The organism is Streptomyces sp. NBC_01089 (assembly GCF_045162975.1).
In the GTDB taxonomy this organism is placed as follows: domain Bacteria; phylum Actinomycetota; class Actinomycetes; order Streptomycetales; family Streptomycetaceae; genus Streptomyces.
Map to the genome: position 1 here is coordinate 6,184,665 of NZ_CP108660.1, position 17,367 is coordinate 6,202,031.

The following is a 17,367-nucleotide window of genomic DNA, read 5'->3' on the forward strand; positions in this document are numbered from 1 at the left end:
TCTGCTTGCTCAACCGCGGTTGAGGTCCAGTGGCTGTGTTCCACCTCACGCCGCGGCAGGCCGCTCGTCTTCCACTGTTGTGCTCAACCCCGCCCGGTGTCCCGCGCACGCGCGGCAGCGGGACGACGACTCCGCGGGCGCCGAAGCCGGACCGTCAGCCCCGGCGGCCGCATCAGGTCTTCTTGCGGAACTTACGGATCGCCAGCGGCGCGGTGAGCGCGGTGATCGCCACCGACCAGCCGAGCGTCATCAGGACGGAGTGCGCGACGGGGCCGCCGTTCATCAGGTTCCGTGCCGCGTCCGCGAGGTTGGAGAGCGGGTTGTAGTCGGTGAACGCCTGGAGCCAGCCGGGCATCGTGGTCGGCGGGGCGAAGATCGACGATCCGAACTGCAGCGGCATCAGAACCAGCATGGCCATCCCCTGGACGGCCTGTGCCGTCTTCATGGTCAGTCCGAGCAGGATGAAGATCCACATCAGTGAGGCGCCGAACACCAGCGACAGGCCGATCGCCGCGAAGAGCGAGAGCACCGATGTGTGGATGGTGAGACCCAGGATGAAGCCCACGGTCAGCAGGATCGTGATGGCGACCATCATCCGGCCGATCTCCACGACGATCTTCGCGATGAGGACGGACGACCGGGCGATGGGCATGCTGCGGAACCGGTCCATCACCCCCTTCTTGAAGTCGTCGTTGACCCCGGTGCCGACGGCCATGGCGATGTTCATGCCCATCATCGCCATCAGGCCGGGGACGACGTAGTCGACGTACTCCGTCTGGTTGCCCTTGCCCGCGATCGCGCCGCCGAAGACGAACACGAAGAGCAGGGTGAAGATGATCGGCATCAGCAGGACGTCGAACATCGACTCCGGGTCGGCCTTGATCTGCAGCGCGTTGCGCCGGGCCAGTGCTCCGATGTGCCGGAGGTTGCCCCGCAGTCCGATCCGCCCCTCGTCGGCGGTCGCGGCCGGCACGGCCGGTGCCGGCTTCTCGATCGTTGCCGTGCTCATACCGCGGCCTCCTGGACCTGGTCGGTCTTCTCGTCGTAGCCGTCCTGCGCCGCGGTGGGCTTCTGACCGGTGATGGCCAGGAACACCTCGTCCAGGCTGGGCAGGTGGGTGCCTATGTTGGTGATGCCGAAGCCGCGCGACGCCAGCAGGCCGACCACCGCGGTCAGTTGCTCGTCGCTGAGGATCGGCACATTGAGCAGGCCCTCGTCGGGCACCGCCTGCGAGCCCGCGACACCGTCGAGCCCGGCCTCGGCCAGGGCGCGTGCCATGGCGGGGAGCTGCCCGGGGTCGCTCGGCTGGATCTGCAGGGTGCGGCCGCCGACCTTCGCCTTCAGCTCGTTCACCTTGCCGTTGGCGATGACCCGGCCCTTGTCGATGACCGTCAGCTCGTTGGCGAGCTGCTCGGCCTCCTCCATGTACTGGGTGGTGATGAGTACGGTCGCCCCCTCCGCGACCATCCGCTGCACCTCGTCCCAGACCTCGTTGCGGGTACGCGGGTCGAGGCCGGTCGTCGGCTCGTCCAGGTAGAGCACCGACGGGTTGCCGATCATCGAGGCCGCCAGGTCGAGCCTGCGGCGCATCCCGCCCGAGTAGTTCATCGCGGCCTTCTTGGCCGCATCCGTCAGCGAGAACCGCTCGAGCAGTTCGTCGGCGCGCCGCCTGGCGTCCTTGCGGGGCAGGTCGAGCAGCCTGCCGATCATGTAGAGGTTCTCCCAGCCGGAGAGCTTCTCGTCGACCGATGCGTACTGCCCGGTGAGGCCGATGACCCGGCGCAGCTGGCGCGGCTGGGTCAGGACGTTGTAACCGGCCACGGTGGCGGTGCCCGCGTCGGGCTGCAGCAGGGTGGAGAGGACTCGTACGAGCGTCGTCTTCCCGGCGCCGTTGGGCCCGAGCACACCGAGGACCGTGCCCTCCTGGACGTCCAGGTCCACGCCGTCCAGGGCTTTGGTGTCCCCGTAGTGCTTCACCAGCCCCCGCACCTGTACGGCGGGTCCGCCGTTCCCGGGGTTCTTGTCGTTTCGCGTCATGCCGACCATCAGACCAGCCGCCACTGACAAGTCACCGACAGAATGCCGACAGCCCGCCGATGGGGGATGTCGGCGGGCTGTCGGGCCGTGCGGCGGTGGCCTGATCCGGACGGAGGAACCGGAAGGACTAGTGGAAGGTGTGCTGCTCCTGCGGGAACGTCCCGCCGACGACCTCGTCGGCGAACTCCTTCGCCGCGTCACCGAGCGTCCGGCGCAGATCCGCGTACTGCTTGGTGAAGCGCGGCACCTTGCCGCCGGTCAGACCGACCATGTCGGTGTAGACGAGCACCTGCGCGTCGCACTCGGGGCCCGCGCCGATGCCGACGGTCGGGATGTGCAGGATGCGGGTGACCTCGGCGGCCAGCTCCGCGGGTACGAGTTCGAGCACGACCGCGAAGGCGCCCGCGTCCTGCACGGACTTCGCGTCGCGCAGCAGCTGCTGCGCGGCCTCCTCGCCGCGGCCCTGCACCCGGTAGCCCATGGAGTTGACGGACTGCGGGGTCAGCCCGATGTGTCCCATGACGGGGATGCCGGACTGCACCAGCAGCTCGATCTGCTGGTGCGAGCGCTCGCCGCCCTCCAGCTTCACCGCTCCCACGCCGGCCTCCTTGACCAGGCGCGTCGCGCTGCGCAGCGCCTGGACGGGGCCCTCCTGGTAGGCGCCGAAGGTGAGGTCGGCGACGACCAGGGCCCGCGAGGTGCCGCGTACGACGGCGGCGGCGAGCATCGTCATCTCGTCGAGGGTGACCGGGACCGTGGTGTCGTAACCGAGGTGGCAGTTGCCCATCGAGTCGCCGACGAGCATCACCGGGATGCCCGCCTCGTCGAAGACGGACGCGGTCATCGCGTCGTAGGCGGTGAGCATCGGCCACTTCTCGCCGCGCTCCTTGGCGCCGCCGATGTCGTGGACGGTGATGCGCCTGCTGCTCCGGCCGCCGTACAGCGCCTTGCTGTCGGCCGGCTTCTCCGCTGCGGGGCTGCCTGGCACGGTGGCACCGGGCGAGGGGGTGGAGCTCTGAGGGTTCAACGCGCGCGTCATCGCAACGCTCCTGTTCGTCATCTCGAGGCGCCCTGACGGCGTCCCCGGACCGCCTCCATGGTTGCACCACACCATCGCCGCACGGAAGTGGGCTCCGTGCCTGCCGACCGCCGCCGGGTAAAATCTTTTCGATACGAGACGGTCTCGTATCGAAATTGCTCTACGCTGCTTCCATGACCAATTCCACGGGGCCGGTCGCAGCGCCCCGCATACCCGAAGCCGTCCACCGGCGCCGCTGGGCGATCCTGGCCGCGCTGATGCTGAGCCTGCTGATCGTGGTGCTCGACAACTCGATCCTCAATGTGGCGGTCAAGACGATCGCCGCCCCCGCGCCCACCGGTCTCGGCGCCACCCAGAGCCAGCTCGAATGGGCGATCAACGCCTACACGCTGGTCTTCGCCGGGCTGCTCTTCACCGCGGGCCTCCTCGGTGACCGCATCGGCCGCAAGAAGGTCCTGCTCTTCGGGCTCGCGGTCTTCGGCATCGGCTCGGTGTTCGCCGCCCTCTCCACCTCGCCCGCCGAACTCGTCGCGTTCCGGGCCGTGATGGGCCTCGGCGGTGCCTTCGTGATGCCCGCCACCCTCGCCGTCCTGATGAACGTCTTCGAGCGCGACGAGCAGCCCAAGGCCATCGGCATCTGGGCGGGCGGCGTCGGCCTGGCCATCGCCATCGGCCCGATCACCGGCGGTGTGCTGCTCGAACACTTCTGGTGGGGCTCGGTGTTCCTGGTCAACGTGCCGGTGGTGGTCGTCGCGCTGATCGCGATGGTGCTGCTGGTCCCCGACTCCAGGGACCCCGACCCGGGCCATATCGACCCGGTGGGTGTGAGCCTGTCCATCGTCGGTCTCGTGCTCCTGGTGTACGGGATCATCCGCGGCGGTGAACTGGCCGACTTCACCGCACCGTCCGTACTGCTGACCACACTCGGCGGCATCGCGGTGCTGATCGGCTTCGTGGTGTACGAGAAGCGCAGCAGCCACCCGGCCATCGACGTCACCTACTTCAAGAACCCGGCGTTCTCCGCGGCCGTCGCCGCCATCGCGCTGGTCTTCTTCGCGCTGATGGGCGTCACCTTCTTCTCCGCGTTCTACATGCAGAGTGTCCGCGGCTACAGCGCGCTGGAGTCCGGCCTCCTGCTGCTTCCGCTCGCCGCGGCCCAGATGATCTTCTCGCCGCGGGCCAGGCTCGTCGTCGAGCGGTTCGGCGCCCGCGCCGTCTGCACGGCCGGCATGGTGCTGGTCGCCGCCGGGCTCGGCTGTTTCGCGTTCTTCGGCGCCGATACGCCCGTCTGGGTGATGGAGGTCGTCTTCTTCGTCATGGGCACGGGAATGGCCCACATCATGCCGCCGGTCACTGTCTCGATCATGCAGTCGCTGCCCCGCGAGAAGGCCGGTTCGGGGTCCGCGATCAACAACACCTTCCGTCAGGTGGGCGGGGCGCTCGGGGTCGCCGTCCTCGGGTCCGTGCTGTCCGCCTCGTACCGGAGTGACATCGAGGGCCACCTCGGCGCGGTGCCGCCCGGTGCGCGCAAGGCGGCGGGGGAGTCGATCGAGGCGACGCTGGGCATCGCGGAGAAGCTCGGCCCCGCGGGCCGGACGCTCGCGGGCCGTGCGGACACCGCGTTCCTGCACGCCATGCATCTGACGGCACTCGGCTCGGCCGGGGTCGCCCTGCTCGGCGCCGTCGTCGTGGTGCTCTTCCTGCCCGGACGCCCGAAGGCCGCCGACGGCGACGGAGCGGCGGCGGACGCCGTCCCCGCGTCGGCGACAATCGGTACGGACTGAACGGACAGTGAGAGGCGGAGCGGGCGTGCCCCCGACGGAACAGCAGAACAGGCCGGCCGAGCACCGGCGCGGCCGGCCCCGCTCGGAGGCGGTCGAACGGTCGATCGTCGAGGCCGTGGTGAAGCTGCTGGAGGAGGGCGTCCCGCTCACCCAGGTGTCCATCGAGCGCGTCGCCCGCACCGCGGGCGTCGGCAAGGCGACCATCTACCGCCGCTGGAAGGGCAAGGAGGAGCTCTTCATCGACGTACTCAAGGACATCGAGCCCGTCGACCCCGAGCTGCCCGGTACATCGGTGCGCGACGATCTGGTCGCCCTGCTCGAATCACTGCGCAGACGGGGCCTCGCCAAGCGCTCGTCGGCGCTGCTGTACAACGTCTTCGCGCAGATGCAGAACTATCCGGAACTCTGGCGGGCGTACCACGACACGGTCGTCGAGGCCAGGCGCCGTACGGGGATGGAGGTCGTACGCCGGGGGATCGCCAGCGGCGAGATCCGCTCCGACCTGGCCCCTGACCTGGTCAACGACCTCATCGTGGGGCCCATGCTGCTGCGCACCGTGCTCCGCCCCTACGCGGAGCTCGAAGAGGGCCTGTCCGCGCGGGTCGTGGACGCGCTGCTCGAAGGGCTCGCACCGCGTGGGAGCGAGAGGCAGCACGGCTGAAATATGCGCATTCCGTCACAGCCGGAACTCCAGGCGCCGCCTGCCACGTCCTCGTGACGGAAGGGCCGTGCCAACACGGCGCGGAAAGTGCCGTCCCATCGCTTAGTGTCAAGGGCGGGACGGCGTGTACGGCAAGGCAGCGAGGGCAACGGTATGGCGCAGGCGCACTTCACGGACACGGAGCACGGCAGCTCGGAGCACGGGCATTCCGAATCCGGTGCCCGGCGTCTGTTCGGCGGCCACTGGCGCGGTGACCGCGGCATCTGGCGCCGCGGCATCGTCCTCGCGCTCTTCGCCGTCCTGCTCACGCTCACGATGCTCTTCCACGCCCGGATCCCCAACAGCGTCGGCAACCTCGGCAGCCTCACCGAGACGTTCCTGCCCTGGTTCGGTGTCGTCGGGATCCCGGTGCTGCTCGTTCTCGGGCTGCTGCGCCGCTCGGCCACGGCGCTGATCGTCCTGCTGCTGCCCGTCATCGTCTGGCTGAACATCTTCGGCGGGCTGATCTCCGACAAGTCGGCCTCAGGCGGCGATCTGGTGGTCGCCACCCACAACGTGAACGCGGCCAACCCCGACCCGGTGGGCACCGCGAAGAAGGTCGCCGCTTCGGGCGCCGACGTGGTCGCCCTGGAGGAACTGGCCGCGGGCAAGGTCTCCACGTATGCGAAGGCTCTCGCGGCCACCTACCCGTACCACGCGGTGGAGGGCACGGTCGGGCTCTGGAGCAAGTACCCGATGAGCGCCACCGAGCCCGTGAACATAAGGCTCGGCTGGGTCCGCGCCATGCGGTCCACGGTGGCCACGCCCAAGGGCAAGGTGGCCGTCTATGTCGCGCACCTCCCCTCGGTACGGGTGAAGCTCGACGCCGGATTCACCGCGTCGCAGCGCGACGAGAGCGCGGACGCGCTGGGTGCGGCCATCAGGAAGGAGCCGCTGCACGACGTGGTGCTCCTCGGCGACCTCAACGGGACGATGAACGACCGTTCGCTGGACGCGGTGACCTCGCAGATGCGCTCCACCCAGGGCGCCGCGGGCAACGGCTTCGGCTTCAGCTGGCCCGCGAGCTTCCCGATGGCGCGGATCGACCAGATCATGGTCAGGGGCGCCGACCCGGTCTCCTCCTGGACACTCCCCAGCACCGGCAGCGACCATCTGCCGATCGCGGCCCGCCTCAAGCTCTAGGAGCCGGGGGAGCGCGCCCCGGGAGAAGCAGACCTCGGGAGATACGCGTCACTTAACGGGGTATTCACCTGCGGGAACAACGCGGCAGGGAGACTTTGTTCAGCAGGAGAACTTAAGCTGGTCTCTCCGTGCACCGCCGCACCGACGTACCGCGCACCGTCCCCCGTGCTCCCGCTCTCGTAAGAGAAGGTCTTCCTCCATGCCCCTGGCCCTGCTCGCGCTGGCCATCTCCGCGTTCGGCATCGGCACCACCGAGTTCGTGATGATGGGCCTGCTGCCCAACGTCGCCGACGACCTGGGCACATCCGTGCCCACCGCGGGCTATCTCGTCTCCGCCTACGCGATCGGCGTCGTCGTCGGCGCCCCGCTGCTCACCGCCATCGGCTCCCGCATCCCGCGCAAGCGGATGCTGCTGCTCCTGATGGGCCTGTTCACCATCGGCAACCTGGCGTCCGCCTTCGCGCCCGGCTTCGGCTGGCTGCTGGCCGGGCGGGTGCTCGCCGGGCTGCCGCACGGCGCCTTCTTCGGCGTCGGCGCGGTCGTCGCGTCCGGACTGGTCGACGAGGGCAGGCGCGGCCGCGCCGTCGCCACCATGTTCCTCGGCCTGACGATCGCCAACATCGTCGGCGTACCCGCCGCGACCCTGCTCGGGCAGCACCTGGGCTGGCGCGCCACGTTCGTCGTGGTCGGCGTGATCGGCCTGGTGGCGCTGGCCGCGCTGGCCCGGCTCGTTCCGTACGTCCCCGTCGACGCGCACCAGGGCCTGCGCCACGAGGTGCGCGCCCTCGGCAACCGCCAGGTGCTCCTCGGGCTCCTCACCGCCGTCTTCGGCTTCGCCGGGGTCTTCGCCGTCTACAGCTATCTCGCCTCGATCACCACCGAGGTCATGGGCTTCTCCGAGTCGTCGGTGACCCTGGTGCTGGCCCTCTTCGGCATCGGGATGACGCTGGGCGCGCTGGCCGCCGGACCGCTGAGCGACCGGGCACTGCGCCCGACCGTGTACGGCTCGCTCGGCGGGCTGGCCGTCGTGCTGGTCGCCTTCGACTTCACCGTCCATGTGCAGTGGGCCGCGCTGGTCAGTGTGGTGCTCCTGGGCGCGGTCGGTTTCATGACCACGACACCGCTGCAGATGCTGGTGATGAAGAAGGCCAGCTCCGCGCCGACGCTGGCCTCGGCGTCCAACCACTCCGCCTTCAACCTGGCCAACGCCGGCGGCGCCTGGCTGGGCGGGGTCGCCATCGCGGCCGGCTGGGGCTGGATGTCGCCGACCCTGGTGGGCGCGGTGCTCGCCGTGATCGGCCTCGCCATCGCGGTGACCGCGGGTGTGCTGGACCGGGGTACGCCGAAGGGGGCCTCCCGCGTGGTCGCGGAAGGCCCCCGTACGGAGCGTGCGCTCAGCTCGTCTCGCGCCAGCGGTTCGTGATCGGCAGCCGCCGGTCCTTGCCGAATCCCTTCGCGGAGATCTTGGTGCCCGGCGGGTACTGACGGCGCTTGTACTCCGCGGTGTCCACCATCCGGAGCGTCTTCGCCGTCAGCTCCGGGTCGAAACCGGCCGCGACAATGGTGTCGAGGCCCTGGTCGGCGTCGACGTACCGCGCCAGGATCGCGTCGAGCACCTCGTAGTCAGGCAGCGAGTCCGTGTCGACCTGGCCGGGGCGCAGCTCGGCGCTGGGCGGCTTGGAGATCGAGTTCTCCGGGATCGGCGGGGTCTGGCCCCGCTCGGCCGCCGCCCGGTTGCGCCACTCGGCGAGCCGGAAGACCGAGGTCTTGTAGACGTCCTTGATCGGCCCGTACGCGCCGACCGAGTCGCCGTAGAGCGTCGAGTACCCCACCGCCAGCTCGGACTTGTTGCCCGGCGCGAGCACGATCTGGCCCTCCTGGTTGGAGATGGCCATCAGCGTGGTGCCGCGCAGCCGCGACTGGAGGTTCTCCTCGGCGAGACCGGTGAGCGCGAGCGAGTCCATGTACGCGTCGAACATCGGCGCGATCTCCACGGTCCGGTAGTTCAGCCCGGTGCGCCGGGCCAGCTCGGCCGCGTCGTCCCTGGAGTGGTCCGACGAGTACTTGGACGGCATGGACACGCCGTACACGTTCTTCGCGCCGAGGGCGTCGCAGGCGATGGCCGCCACGAGCGCCGAGTCGATCCCGCCGGAGAGCCCGATCAGCACCGAGGAGAAGCCGTTCTTAGCGGCGTACGCCCGCAGGCCCACGACCAGCGCGGTGTACAGCTCCTCGTCGTCGTCGAGCCGGTCGGCGTAGCCGCCGGGCAGCTCGGCCGGGTACGCGGCGACCGGCTCGTCCGAGAGCGTCACATGCTCGATACGCAGCCCGTCGGCGACCACGCCCGAGGGGACCGGGCCCGCGGCGGGCAGCTCCAGGTCGACCACGACACAGCCCTCGGTGAACTGCGGCGCCCGTGCGACGACTTCGCCGTCCTTGTCGACCACGATCGAGTCGCCGTCGTAGACCAGCTCGTCCTGGCCGCCGGTCATCGCGACGTACGCGGTGGTGCAGCCGGCCTCCCTGGCCCGCTTGCGGACCAGTTCGAGGCGTTGGTCGTCCTTGTTCAGCTCGTAGGGCGACGCGTTGATCGAGACCAGCAGCCCGGCACCGGCGGACCGCGTCGCGGGGACCCGGCCGCCGTCCTGCCAGAGGTCCTCGCAGATGGCGAGCGCGACATCGACGCCGTGCACCCGGATCACCGGGAGGGTCTCGCCGGGCACGAAGTAGCGGAACTCGTCGAAGACGCCGTAGTTCGGCAGATGGTGTTTGGAGAAGGTCAGCGCGACCTCACCGCGGTGCAGCACGGCCCCGGCGTCCCGCGGGGCGCCCGCGGGCTGCCCGTAGCGGGGCTGGGCCTTCTCGGTGCGGTCGAGATAGCCGACGACGACGGGGACCTCCCCGAGTCCCTCGGCGTCCAGCCGTGCGGCGAGCGCGCGCAGCGCGGCCCGGGACGCGTCGACGAAGGACGACCGCAGGGCCAGGTCCTCGACGGGGTATCCGGTCAGCACCATCTCGGGGAACGCCACGAGGTGGGCGCCCTGTCCGACGGCGTGCCGGGTCCAGTGGACGATCGCCTCGGCGTTCCCGGCGAGGTCACCGACGGTCGAGTCGATCTGATTCAGTGCGAGGCGTAGTTGAGGCACGGGCCCAGTGTAATCGTCTCTCTGACGCGATGTCCTGCTGGGCGGGTGCGCGGTATGTCACTGCCCGGACCACTGCCCCGGAGGGCGCGGCGGTCGCGGCGCCGCCGCCCCGCCCCCTCCCGTGGCCACGGGGTCGCAGGGGGCGGGGCGGCGGCTGGTGGTGCTGCCCGCGGTGGCGGTGTCAGCGCCTGGCGTACGAGCTGATGTAGCTCCGGCCCGGGCTGCCGACGCCGGTCACATCGTCGTAGCCGACGGTGGCGACCAGCGAGGAGTCAGCGCCCAGCGTCCGCAGCGAGGTCAGCAGACCGCCGCTCGCGTCGACGCTGTTGGCGAAGTCCACCCGGACGACCGACTGGGTGCGGCCGGCGCCCAGCGGGTGGTCGGTGACGTCGTGGTACGCCGCCGTGCCGTAGCGGGAGTAGATCGACGGGTTGGCGAACCCGATCGGAACCCCGTGCTGCGCCTGCTGCGCCAGCGCCTGGATACCCGCGATGACCGGAGCCGCCAGCGAGGTGCCGCCGATGCGGTACTCGCTGTACTGCTGCGAACCGTCCGGGAAGGTCTGCGTCTGGCCCACCAGGAAACCGGTGTTCGGGTCGGCGATCGCGGAGATGTCCGGGATGGTGCGCATGGCCGTCTTGCCGTTGGCCTTGGCGAGCTTCCCGGGCACCACACCACGCTGGTAGAACGGCTGCGCCACGGTCTTGCTGGTGCCGCCGCCCGCGCCCCCGTTGTAGCTGCCGGGGAAGGACGTCCAGGTCTTCTGGTCGTCCGAGAGGTTCGACTTCAGGGTGCCCCAGCCGGTCTCCCACTGGTACTTGTCACCCTTGCCGACGGCCAGCGACGTGCCGCCGACCGCCGTCACCCAGGCGGAGTTGGCCGGGGTGTCGACCTGCTTCGTACCGGTGTTGGCGACCTCGTCGCCGTTGTCGCCGGTGGAGAAGTAGAAGCCGATGCCCTCGACCGCGCCCAGCTGGAAGACCTGGTCGTACGCGGCTGCGACGGCCGGGGTCTCGTTGGCCTCGATGTCGCCCCACGAGTTGGAGACGATGTCGGCGAGGTGGTTGTCGACGACCTTGCCGAGCGAGTCGAGCAGCGCGTCGTCGTTGCAGGAGGCGGCACCGACGTACACGATGTCCGACTTGGGCGCCACCGCGTGCACGGCCTGCACGTCGAGGGTCTCCTCGCCGTACCAGCCGGCCGCACCGCACTCGTCGATGTCGGTGTAGTCGCTCGGCAGCACCTGCGAGAGCTGGCCGGCCGCGTACTTGCTGTCGCCGTTGCGCTTGGCGTACTTGGCCGAGTCCTGCGCGATGGTCGGCGACGCGTAGGCGTCCGTGATGGCGACCGTGACGCCCTTGCCGGTCTTGTTGCCCGCGCTGTAGGCGGCGCGCAGCTGCTTGCCGGTGTAGCCCTTGACGGCGTAGGGGGCCTTCTCGCCGTAGGCGTTCGGCAGCTTCTTGTTGACCTTCGAGCCGTAGTACGACGACATCGGCCCGGCGTTCTTGAAGACCGCGTCGGGCGGGGGCAGCGTCGTGGTGTCGTGCTTGACGTTGTGCGGGGCGTTGTCGAGGCCGGCGACCGTCAGCACCGCGTCCTGGAGGGAAGCGGGCGCGGAGGCCGTCGTCGTCGGGGCCCGGTAGGTCTTGCTGCCCTTGCGGTAGTCGTGCAGCTGGGTCGAGAACGCCTTCTCGGCCGCGCTCACGTCACCGCTGACCGAGACATAGTGCTGGTTCGAGCCGGTGACCTTCAGGCCCGACGACCGCAGCCAGGCGGTGACCCGCTTGATCTGCTCGGGCGTGGCGCCGAAGCGTGCCTTGGCCTGCTTCGCGCTCAGGTACTTGCCGTAGGAGGCGGACTGCGGGTCCGACACCTGCTTCGCGTACGCGGCCAGGCCCTGGGCGTCGCGCCCGGCCAGATAGACGCGCGCGTTCACCTGGCCCGAGTTCGCGCTCGCACCGCGGTCGGCCGACGCCTTCGCCCACTGCGGCTTGGTGCCCTGGAGTGTGTGGCGGCTGCCCGTACCGGAGTCGGCGTTGGCGCTGGGTATGGACAGAGCGAGCGCGCCGGCGAGCAGCGGCAGTGTCGCTGCCACGCTCAGCCCGGCGCGCATTCTTGAGCGGCTGGATCTCATGGAACCCCCTGTGTTGCGGTTCGTCGCAGGTACGCGTGTACGCCACACCTTGCCCGATGAACTGCTCATGCCAGGGGCATGCGATGACCAAGAAGACCCCAAGGAACGGTCATGAACCGGCAGTTGATCCCGATGTTGCCGAAGCGCCCCTTTCCTTCAGCAGATCGGCCATGAGCTGCACCTCGGACTGCTGCGCGGCCACCATGCCCTGCGCCAGCTTCTTCTCCGCGCCGGTCCGGCAGAGCTGTACACACCCCTCCGCCATATGGATGCCGCCCCGGTGATGGGCCGTCATCAGCTGGAGGTAGCTGACCTCCGCCTTTCTGCCACTCAGCTTCCGCAGGGTGTCGAGCTGGGCCGTGGTGGCCATCCCCGGCATCAACGCCCCGTCGGTGGACGGCTCCTGGCCCATCCCCATCCACTGCATCGGCAGCCGCTCCGCGTCGCTCACCGGCAGGCCCCAGAGATTCAGCCAGCCCGTCATCATGCCGCGCTGGTTGGCCTGGGTGTTGGCGATGTCGTACGCGAGACGGCGCACGTCGGCGTCGTTCGTGCGGTCCCGCACGATGAACGACATCTCCACGGCCTGCTGGTGGTGGACCGACATGTCACGCGCGAATCCGGCGTCCGCCGAGCCCGCCGTGGGCGTACGGGCAGCGGGGGCGGCGGTCTCCTTGTCACTGCCGGTGGTGAACGCCATGGTCGCGGCGGCCGCGCAGAGCAGGACCAGAACGGCGGCGGCGACGGCCATCAGCCGGGTGCTCCTGCTCATCGGCCGTCCAGCCCGCCCGTGCACGCGGCGCCCGGTTCCGGGGTCTGCGGGCCCTGTACGTACTTGGTGAAGAACTGGTTCACCCTCGGGTCGTCGGCGCCGTCCACCGTCACCTGCTTGCCCCAGGCGCTCAGCATGATGGCGCCCGACTGGCCGGGGTAGGGGCTCATCAGCGAGTAGGGGGTCCTGGCCACCTTCGCGCCGAGCTTCTTCACATCGGCGGCCGGGGCCTTGTCCGTGTAGGTGACCCAGACCGAGCCGTGCTCCAGCGAGTGCACGGCGTTCATGTCCGGGAGCGGCTTGGTGTAGACGTTCCCGTTGCAGTTCATCCAGACCTGGTTGTGGTCCCCGCCCACCGGCGGCGTCATCGGGTAGTCCACCTTCGTGGTGACGTGGGTACGGCCGAGCTTCTTGATGTCCCAGTCCTTCTCGCCCTTGATGGGCCCGGCCGTCGTACCGCCGTCGCCCTTGCCGTCGGACGCGGCGCTGCCGGCCGTGCTGTCGGACCGCGAGGCGGACGAGTGGTCGCTGACGAGATACGTGCCGAAGCCGATCAGGCCCGCCACGGCGACGGCCGCCACCGTGATCACGGCGATGCGCACCCGGCGCTCGCGCGACCTCTCCGCACGGCGCATCTCCTCTATGCGGGTCTTGCGATCGTTCTTCGAGCCCTGCGTCGAAGCCATCGATGAGTCCTCAAGTCCTGGTGGGATACGGACGGTCCGGGGGCTCAGATCGTAATGGCGGGGCACGCGGCATGGCACAGGGCCTGAGCGGCCGGAGTGCGGCACTGTGGCCGGGGCACCGGCACACGGAGGTGGACGAAGGGTGCACAAGTACGCGATCGCTGCGGAACTGCTGCTCTGGTGGGCGGCCCTGACGGGATTGTGGCTGATTCTCATCAGTACCGTGGACGGACTGGAAGCGGTGGCGGGAACGGCGCTCGCGCTGCCGGCGGCGGTCGCAGCCCGCGCCGCGCGGACGGCGGTGAAGCACCGGTGAACGGCTGGCTGTTCGCCGCCGCCGCGCTGCTGGTGTGCGGGGTCGCACCCGCCCTGTGGGGGGTGGCCACCGGGCCGCTGCGGCGCCGTGTCGTCGCCCAGAACCTGGCAACCCTGCTGGTCTGCCTCGCCCTGCTGCTGCTCGCCCAGGGGTTCGGCCGCCCCTCCGCGTACACCGATCTGGCCCTGGTACTGGCGCTGCTCGGCCCGGTCGGGAGTCTGGTGTACGCCCGGCTGCTCGCCGATGACCTGGCGGACGACCCGCCGCACAGCTCCCGGACCACCTGGCCCGCGATCGCCGCCACCGCGCTGGTCGTGCTGCCGCTGTGCGTGGTCACAGGTCCCGGCCGGGCGACGGCCAAACTGCTCGTCATCGGGGCGCTGCTGATCGCCGGGAACGTCGTCGCGTCCCGGGCACTCGACGACCCGGCCCCGGAGGCGGCGCCCCATGACTGACGCACTGACCGTCATCTCCCTGCTGCTGGTCGCGGCCGCGGCCACCGCGGCCGTCCTGGTCCGCGACCCCGCAAGACAGGCCCTGGTCCTCTCGCTCCTCGGCCTCGCGCTGGCCGTCCTGTTCACCGTCCTCCAGGCCCCGGACGTGGCGCTCTCCCAGCTGTCGGTGGGCTCGGCGCTCACCCCGCTGCTGGTGCTCCTGTCCGTACGCAAGGTCCGCCGCAGGCGCCGGGGCGAGCACAAGGAGCACAGCGGATGACCCGGCGGCTGCGCCTGTGGGTCCTGGCCGCGGGCCTGGCCGGGCTCGCCGCCATGCTCACCGGCGCCTACCGGCTGCTCCCGCGCTTCGGCGGCGCCGTCCACCCGTACGGCGACCGCGCGGTGCGGGCCTCGCTGAGCCGCCACGCCGCCAACGTCATCTCATCCGTCAACTTCGACCAGCGGGCCTTCGACACCCTGGGGGAGGAGAGCATCCTCTTCGGCGCGGTCCTCGGCACGGTCGTGCTGCTGCGCCAGACCCGGGGCGAGCGGCAGTACCGCCCCCAGCCCGCGCCCGTCCTGCGGTCCGTGCGCCGCTACGCGCTGGTGGCGCTGCCCGTCACGCTGCTCGCGGGGGCGTACGTGGTCGCGCACGGCCAGCTCAGCCCCGGCGGCGGATTCCAGGGCGGCGTCGTCATGGCCACCGCCCTGCATCTGCTCTACATCGCGGTCGACTACCGGGCGCTGGAGCGGGTCAGGCCCATCGGCGTCTACCACATCGGTGACGCGGCGGGTGAGGGCGCGTATCTGGTCCTGGGGCTCGCGGGGCTCCTCTGCGGGACGTCGTTCCTCGCCAACTTCCTCCCGTACGGCACCTTCAACACCCTCGCGTCGGGCGGAACCGTGCCGCTGCTCAACGCGGCCATCGGCGTGGAGGTCGCCTGCGCGGTGGTCGTCCTCCTCGCCGGCTTCCTCGACCAGGCACTGGAGATCGAGGAGACGGACACGGGCACGGACACAGGGACGGGGGAGCGGTGATGTCCGTACTGCCGTACGCGATCGCCGGGTGGATCTTCATCATCGGCGTCTACGGCCTCGCCACCAGCCGTAACCTCATCCACGCCGTCGGCTGCCTCGCCGTCTGCCAGTCCTCCACCTATGTGCTGCTGCTCTCCGTCGGCTACCGCGACGGCGGCACCGCCCCGGTCTTCTCCGATCTGAAGCCGGGCTCGCGGCCCCTGGTGGACCCCATCGTGCAGGCCCTGGCCCTGACCGACGTGGTGGTCGGCGCGACCCTCACCGCGCTGCTGCTCGCCCTCGTCGTGCAGGTCGACAAACGGCACGGCACCGTCGACCCCGACGAACTCTCCGAGCTGCGCGGATGACCGGGTCCCGGCAGCTGAACGAGCTGCTGCCGCTCATCGTGGCGCTGCCGCTCGCCGGCGCCGTCGTGCTGGTCGCCGCCGGGCGCAGGCTGCCCAGGATCGCCGCCGAAGGGATCGCCGCCGCCTTCGCCGCCGGCACCGCCGCGCTCGCCGCCGTACTGCTCACGGGCGGCACGGACCACACCGCCGAGTGGGTCGGCGGCTGGACCCCTGAGCACGGACAGAGCGTCGGCATCGTCCTGACCGGCGACCCGCTCGGGCTCGGCCTCGCCACCCTCATCTCGCTGCTCGTCGTCGCCGTACTCGCCTACTCCTGGCGGTACTTCGCCGAGCCGCCGCTGCGGCACGCCGGGGCGTTCCCCGCGCTCGTCCTGCTCTTCCAGGCCGGTATGTGCGGCTTCGTCCTGACCGGCGACCTCTTCAACGCCTTCGTCTTCTTCGAGCTGATGAGCGTGGTCGCCTACGCGCTCACCGGCTACCGGGTCGAGGAGGCGAAAGCGGTCCAGGGCGCGCTCACCTTCGGCATCGTCAACTCGCTCGGCGCGTACGCCACCCTCACCGGAATCGTGCTGCTCTACGCCCGCACCGGTGAGCTGGGCATGCGGGCCATCGGACGGCGCCTCGACGAACAGGGCGGCCCCGACGCCCTCGTCCTCACCGCCTTCGTCCTCATCCTCACCGGACTCCTCGTCAAAGCGGCCGCCGTCCCCTTCCACTTCTGGCTCCCCGACGCGCACGCGGTCGCCCCCACCCCGGTCTGCATGCTGCTCTCCGGGGTGATGGTCGAGCTCGGGGTGTACGGGACGGGGCGGGTCTACTGGACCGTCTTCGGCGGACCCGGCGGCGTCCCGGCGCCCGCGGCCGAGCGGGCCCTGGTGACACTCGGCGTACTGACCGCGCTGGTCGGGGCCGTCATGTGCTGGTACCAGCGCCATCTCAAACGGCTGCTCGCCTTCTCGACCGTCGCGCACACCGGGCTCTTCCTCACGGGCCTCGGCCTGCTCACCCCGCAGGCGTCGGCGGGCGTCGCGCTGTACGTAATCGGCCACGCGGGGGTGAAAGCGGCGCTCTTCGCCTGCGCCGGGATCCTCCTCGACCGCTACGGCTCCATCGACGAGCACGAACTGCACGGCAGGGCGCGCGGACTCCCCGCCGTCGGCGTGCTGTTCACGGCCGGCGGCCTCGCACTCGCCGGGCTGCCGCCGTTCGGTACGGCGCTGGGCAAGGCGGTGATCGAGGAGTCGGCAGGACCGCCCCTCACGGTGCTCTGTGTCGCGGTGTCGGCGCTCACCGGGGGAGCGGTGCTGCGCGTGGCCGCACGGGTCTTCGGCGGGTTCGGCCGGCGCCCCGGCGAGCGGCGCGGCGGGCCGTACGAGACGAGCGGCGAGCACGAGGAGCCGGAGACCGGCGGGCGGCCGCTGTCCCGGGTGCCCGACACCATGCTCGTCGTACCCGCGGTACTGCTCGCCGGGGCGCTGGCCGCAGGTCTGGTACCGGGCATCGCGGGCGGGATCGGCCACGCGCTGGACGAGGCGGTCCCGGGGAAGGCGGAGCACGCGCCGCAGTGGTCGGCCGCCGGGGTGCTCCTGGGGCTGCTGTCCACGGCGCTCGCCGCCGCCCTGGCCACGGCGGCCGTACGGCGGCCGGCCCGCGCGGGCGGCCCCGCCAGGTTCCAGCCACTGCGCCGGCTCCACTCGGGGCACGTCGGCGACTACGTCGCGTGGCTGGCCGCGGGGGTGTCCCTGCTGGGTGCGCTGGTCCGCTGGTAGCGCACGCTTCCATGTGACTCAC

17 protein-coding genes are annotated in these 17,367 nt (G+C 70.7%); 10 read left to right on the forward strand and 7 right to left on the reverse strand.

Annotated elements, in window-relative coordinates; translation table 11 throughout:
* Positions 1–172: 172 nt before the first annotated feature.
* The 3 genes from OG510_RS27795 to panB all read right to left on the reverse strand — a co-directional run bounded on the left by OG510_RS27795 (position 173) and on the right by panB (position 3,097).
* A complete protein-coding gene (locus tag OG510_RS27795; RefSeq protein ID WP_406140411.1) occupies positions 173–1,009 on the reverse strand; it encodes an ABC transporter permease in 837 nt (278 codons plus the stop codon).
* A complete protein-coding gene (locus tag OG510_RS27800) occupies positions 1,006–2,046 on the reverse strand; it encodes an ATP-binding cassette domain-containing protein (RefSeq protein WP_406142591.1) in 1,041 nt (346 codons plus the stop codon). The genes OG510_RS27795 and OG510_RS27800 overlap by 4 nt, the downstream gene beginning before the upstream one ends.
* Before the next feature lie 118 nt (positions 2,047–2,164).
* Positions 2,165–3,097 (reverse strand): 3-methyl-2-oxobutanoate hydroxymethyltransferase, encoded by a 933-nt coding sequence (gene panB, locus OG510_RS27805; protein ID WP_406140413.1) that lies wholly within the window; start codon positions 3,095–3,097, stop codon positions 2,165–2,167.
* A 152-nt stretch (positions 3,098–3,249) separates the two neighbouring features.
* Here panB and OG510_RS27810 point away from each other — a divergent pair, with 152 nt between their 5' ends.
* From OG510_RS27810 to OG510_RS27825, 4 genes are all read left to right on the forward strand, one after another.
* Positions 3,250–4,860 carry an MFS transporter gene (locus OG510_RS27810; protein ID WP_406140415.1) on the forward strand — a complete coding sequence of 537 codons (1,611 nt, stop codon included), beginning with the start codon at positions 3,250–3,252 and terminating at the stop codon, positions 4,858–4,860.
* A 25-nt stretch (positions 4,861–4,885) separates the two neighbouring features.
* Positions 4,886–5,521, forward strand: coding sequence for a TetR/AcrR family transcriptional regulator (locus OG510_RS27815; RefSeq protein ID WP_406140416.1), 636 nt, complete (start codon positions 4,886–4,888; stop codon positions 5,519–5,521).
* 153 nt (positions 5,522–5,674) lie between these two features.
* On the forward strand, positions 5,675–6,703 hold the full coding sequence (locus tag OG510_RS27820) for an endonuclease/exonuclease/phosphatase family protein (RefSeq protein WP_406140417.1): 1,029 nt from the start codon (positions 5,675–5,677) through the stop codon (positions 6,701–6,703).
* A gap of 199 nt (positions 6,704–6,902) precedes the next feature.
* Positions 6,903–8,126: an MFS transporter gene (locus tag OG510_RS27825; protein ID WP_406140418.1), complete on the forward strand. Its 1,224-nt coding sequence runs from the start codon at positions 6,903–6,905 to the stop codon at positions 8,124–8,126.
* On the opposite strand, the gene OG510_RS27830 is transcribed toward OG510_RS27825, so the two are convergent.
* The 4 genes from OG510_RS27830 to OG510_RS27845 all read right to left on the reverse strand — a co-directional run bounded on the left by OG510_RS27830 (position 8,098) and on the right by OG510_RS27845 (position 13,441).
* Complete coding sequence (locus OG510_RS27830) at positions 8,098–9,849, reverse strand: NAD+ synthase (RefSeq protein ID WP_406140419.1); 1,752 nt, start codon at positions 9,847–9,849, stop codon at positions 8,098–8,100. The genes OG510_RS27825 and OG510_RS27830 overlap by 29 nt on opposite strands.
* Before the next feature lie 181 nt (positions 9,850–10,030).
* Positions 10,031–11,983 (reverse strand): protease pro-enzyme activation domain-containing protein, encoded by a 1,953-nt coding sequence (locus OG510_RS27835; RefSeq protein ID WP_406140420.1) that lies wholly within the window; start codon positions 11,981–11,983, stop codon positions 10,031–10,033.
* A 109-nt stretch (positions 11,984–12,092) separates the two neighbouring features.
* Entirely contained in the window at positions 12,093–12,755 is a 663-nt protein-coding gene (locus OG510_RS27840) for a DUF305 domain-containing protein (RefSeq protein ID WP_406140422.1), read from the reverse strand.
* Positions 12,752–13,441 (reverse strand): DUF3105 domain-containing protein, encoded by a 690-nt coding sequence (locus OG510_RS27845; protein ID WP_406140424.1) that lies wholly within the window; start codon positions 13,439–13,441, stop codon positions 12,752–12,754. Before OG510_RS27845 ends, OG510_RS27840 begins: the two co-directional genes overlap by 4 nt.
* Before the next feature lie 142 nt (positions 13,442–13,583).
* On the opposite strand from OG510_RS27845, the gene OG510_RS27850 reads away from it, so the two are divergent.
* Genes OG510_RS27850 through OG510_RS27875 form a run of 6 tightly spaced genes read left to right on the forward strand, consistent with a single transcriptional unit; the run spans position 13,584 to position 17,345 of the window.
* Positions 13,584–13,757, forward strand: coding sequence for a hypothetical protein (locus tag OG510_RS27850; RefSeq protein ID WP_406140426.1), 174 nt, complete (start codon positions 13,584–13,586; stop codon positions 13,755–13,757).
* Positions 13,754–14,212: a monovalent cation/H+ antiporter complex subunit F gene (locus OG510_RS27855; RefSeq protein ID WP_406140427.1), complete on the forward strand. Its 459-nt coding sequence runs from the start codon at positions 13,754–13,756 to the stop codon at positions 14,210–14,212. Before OG510_RS27850 ends, OG510_RS27855 begins: the two co-directional genes overlap by 4 nt.
* Positions 14,205–14,471, forward strand: coding sequence for a DUF4040 domain-containing protein (locus tag OG510_RS27860; RefSeq protein WP_164259940.1), 267 nt, complete (start codon positions 14,205–14,207; stop codon positions 14,469–14,471). Before OG510_RS27855 ends, OG510_RS27860 begins: the two co-directional genes overlap by 8 nt.
* On the forward strand, positions 14,468–15,229 hold the full coding sequence (locus tag OG510_RS27865) for an MnhB domain-containing protein (protein WP_406140429.1): 762 nt from the start codon (positions 14,468–14,470) through the stop codon (positions 15,227–15,229). Before OG510_RS27860 ends, OG510_RS27865 begins: the two co-directional genes overlap by 4 nt.
* The gene (locus OG510_RS27870; protein WP_406140431.1) at positions 15,229–15,576 is read left to right on the forward strand and encodes a sodium:proton antiporter; all 348 of its coding nucleotides are present in this window, start codon (positions 15,229–15,231) and stop codon (positions 15,574–15,576) included. Before OG510_RS27865 ends, OG510_RS27870 begins: the two co-directional genes overlap by 1 nt.
* Complete coding sequence (locus OG510_RS27875; RefSeq protein ID WP_406140432.1) at positions 15,573–17,345, forward strand: complex I subunit 5 family protein; 1,773 nt, start codon at positions 15,573–15,575, stop codon at positions 17,343–17,345. The genes OG510_RS27870 and OG510_RS27875 overlap by 4 nt, the downstream gene beginning before the upstream one ends.
* The last annotated feature ends 22 nt before the right edge of the window (positions 17,346–17,367 follow it).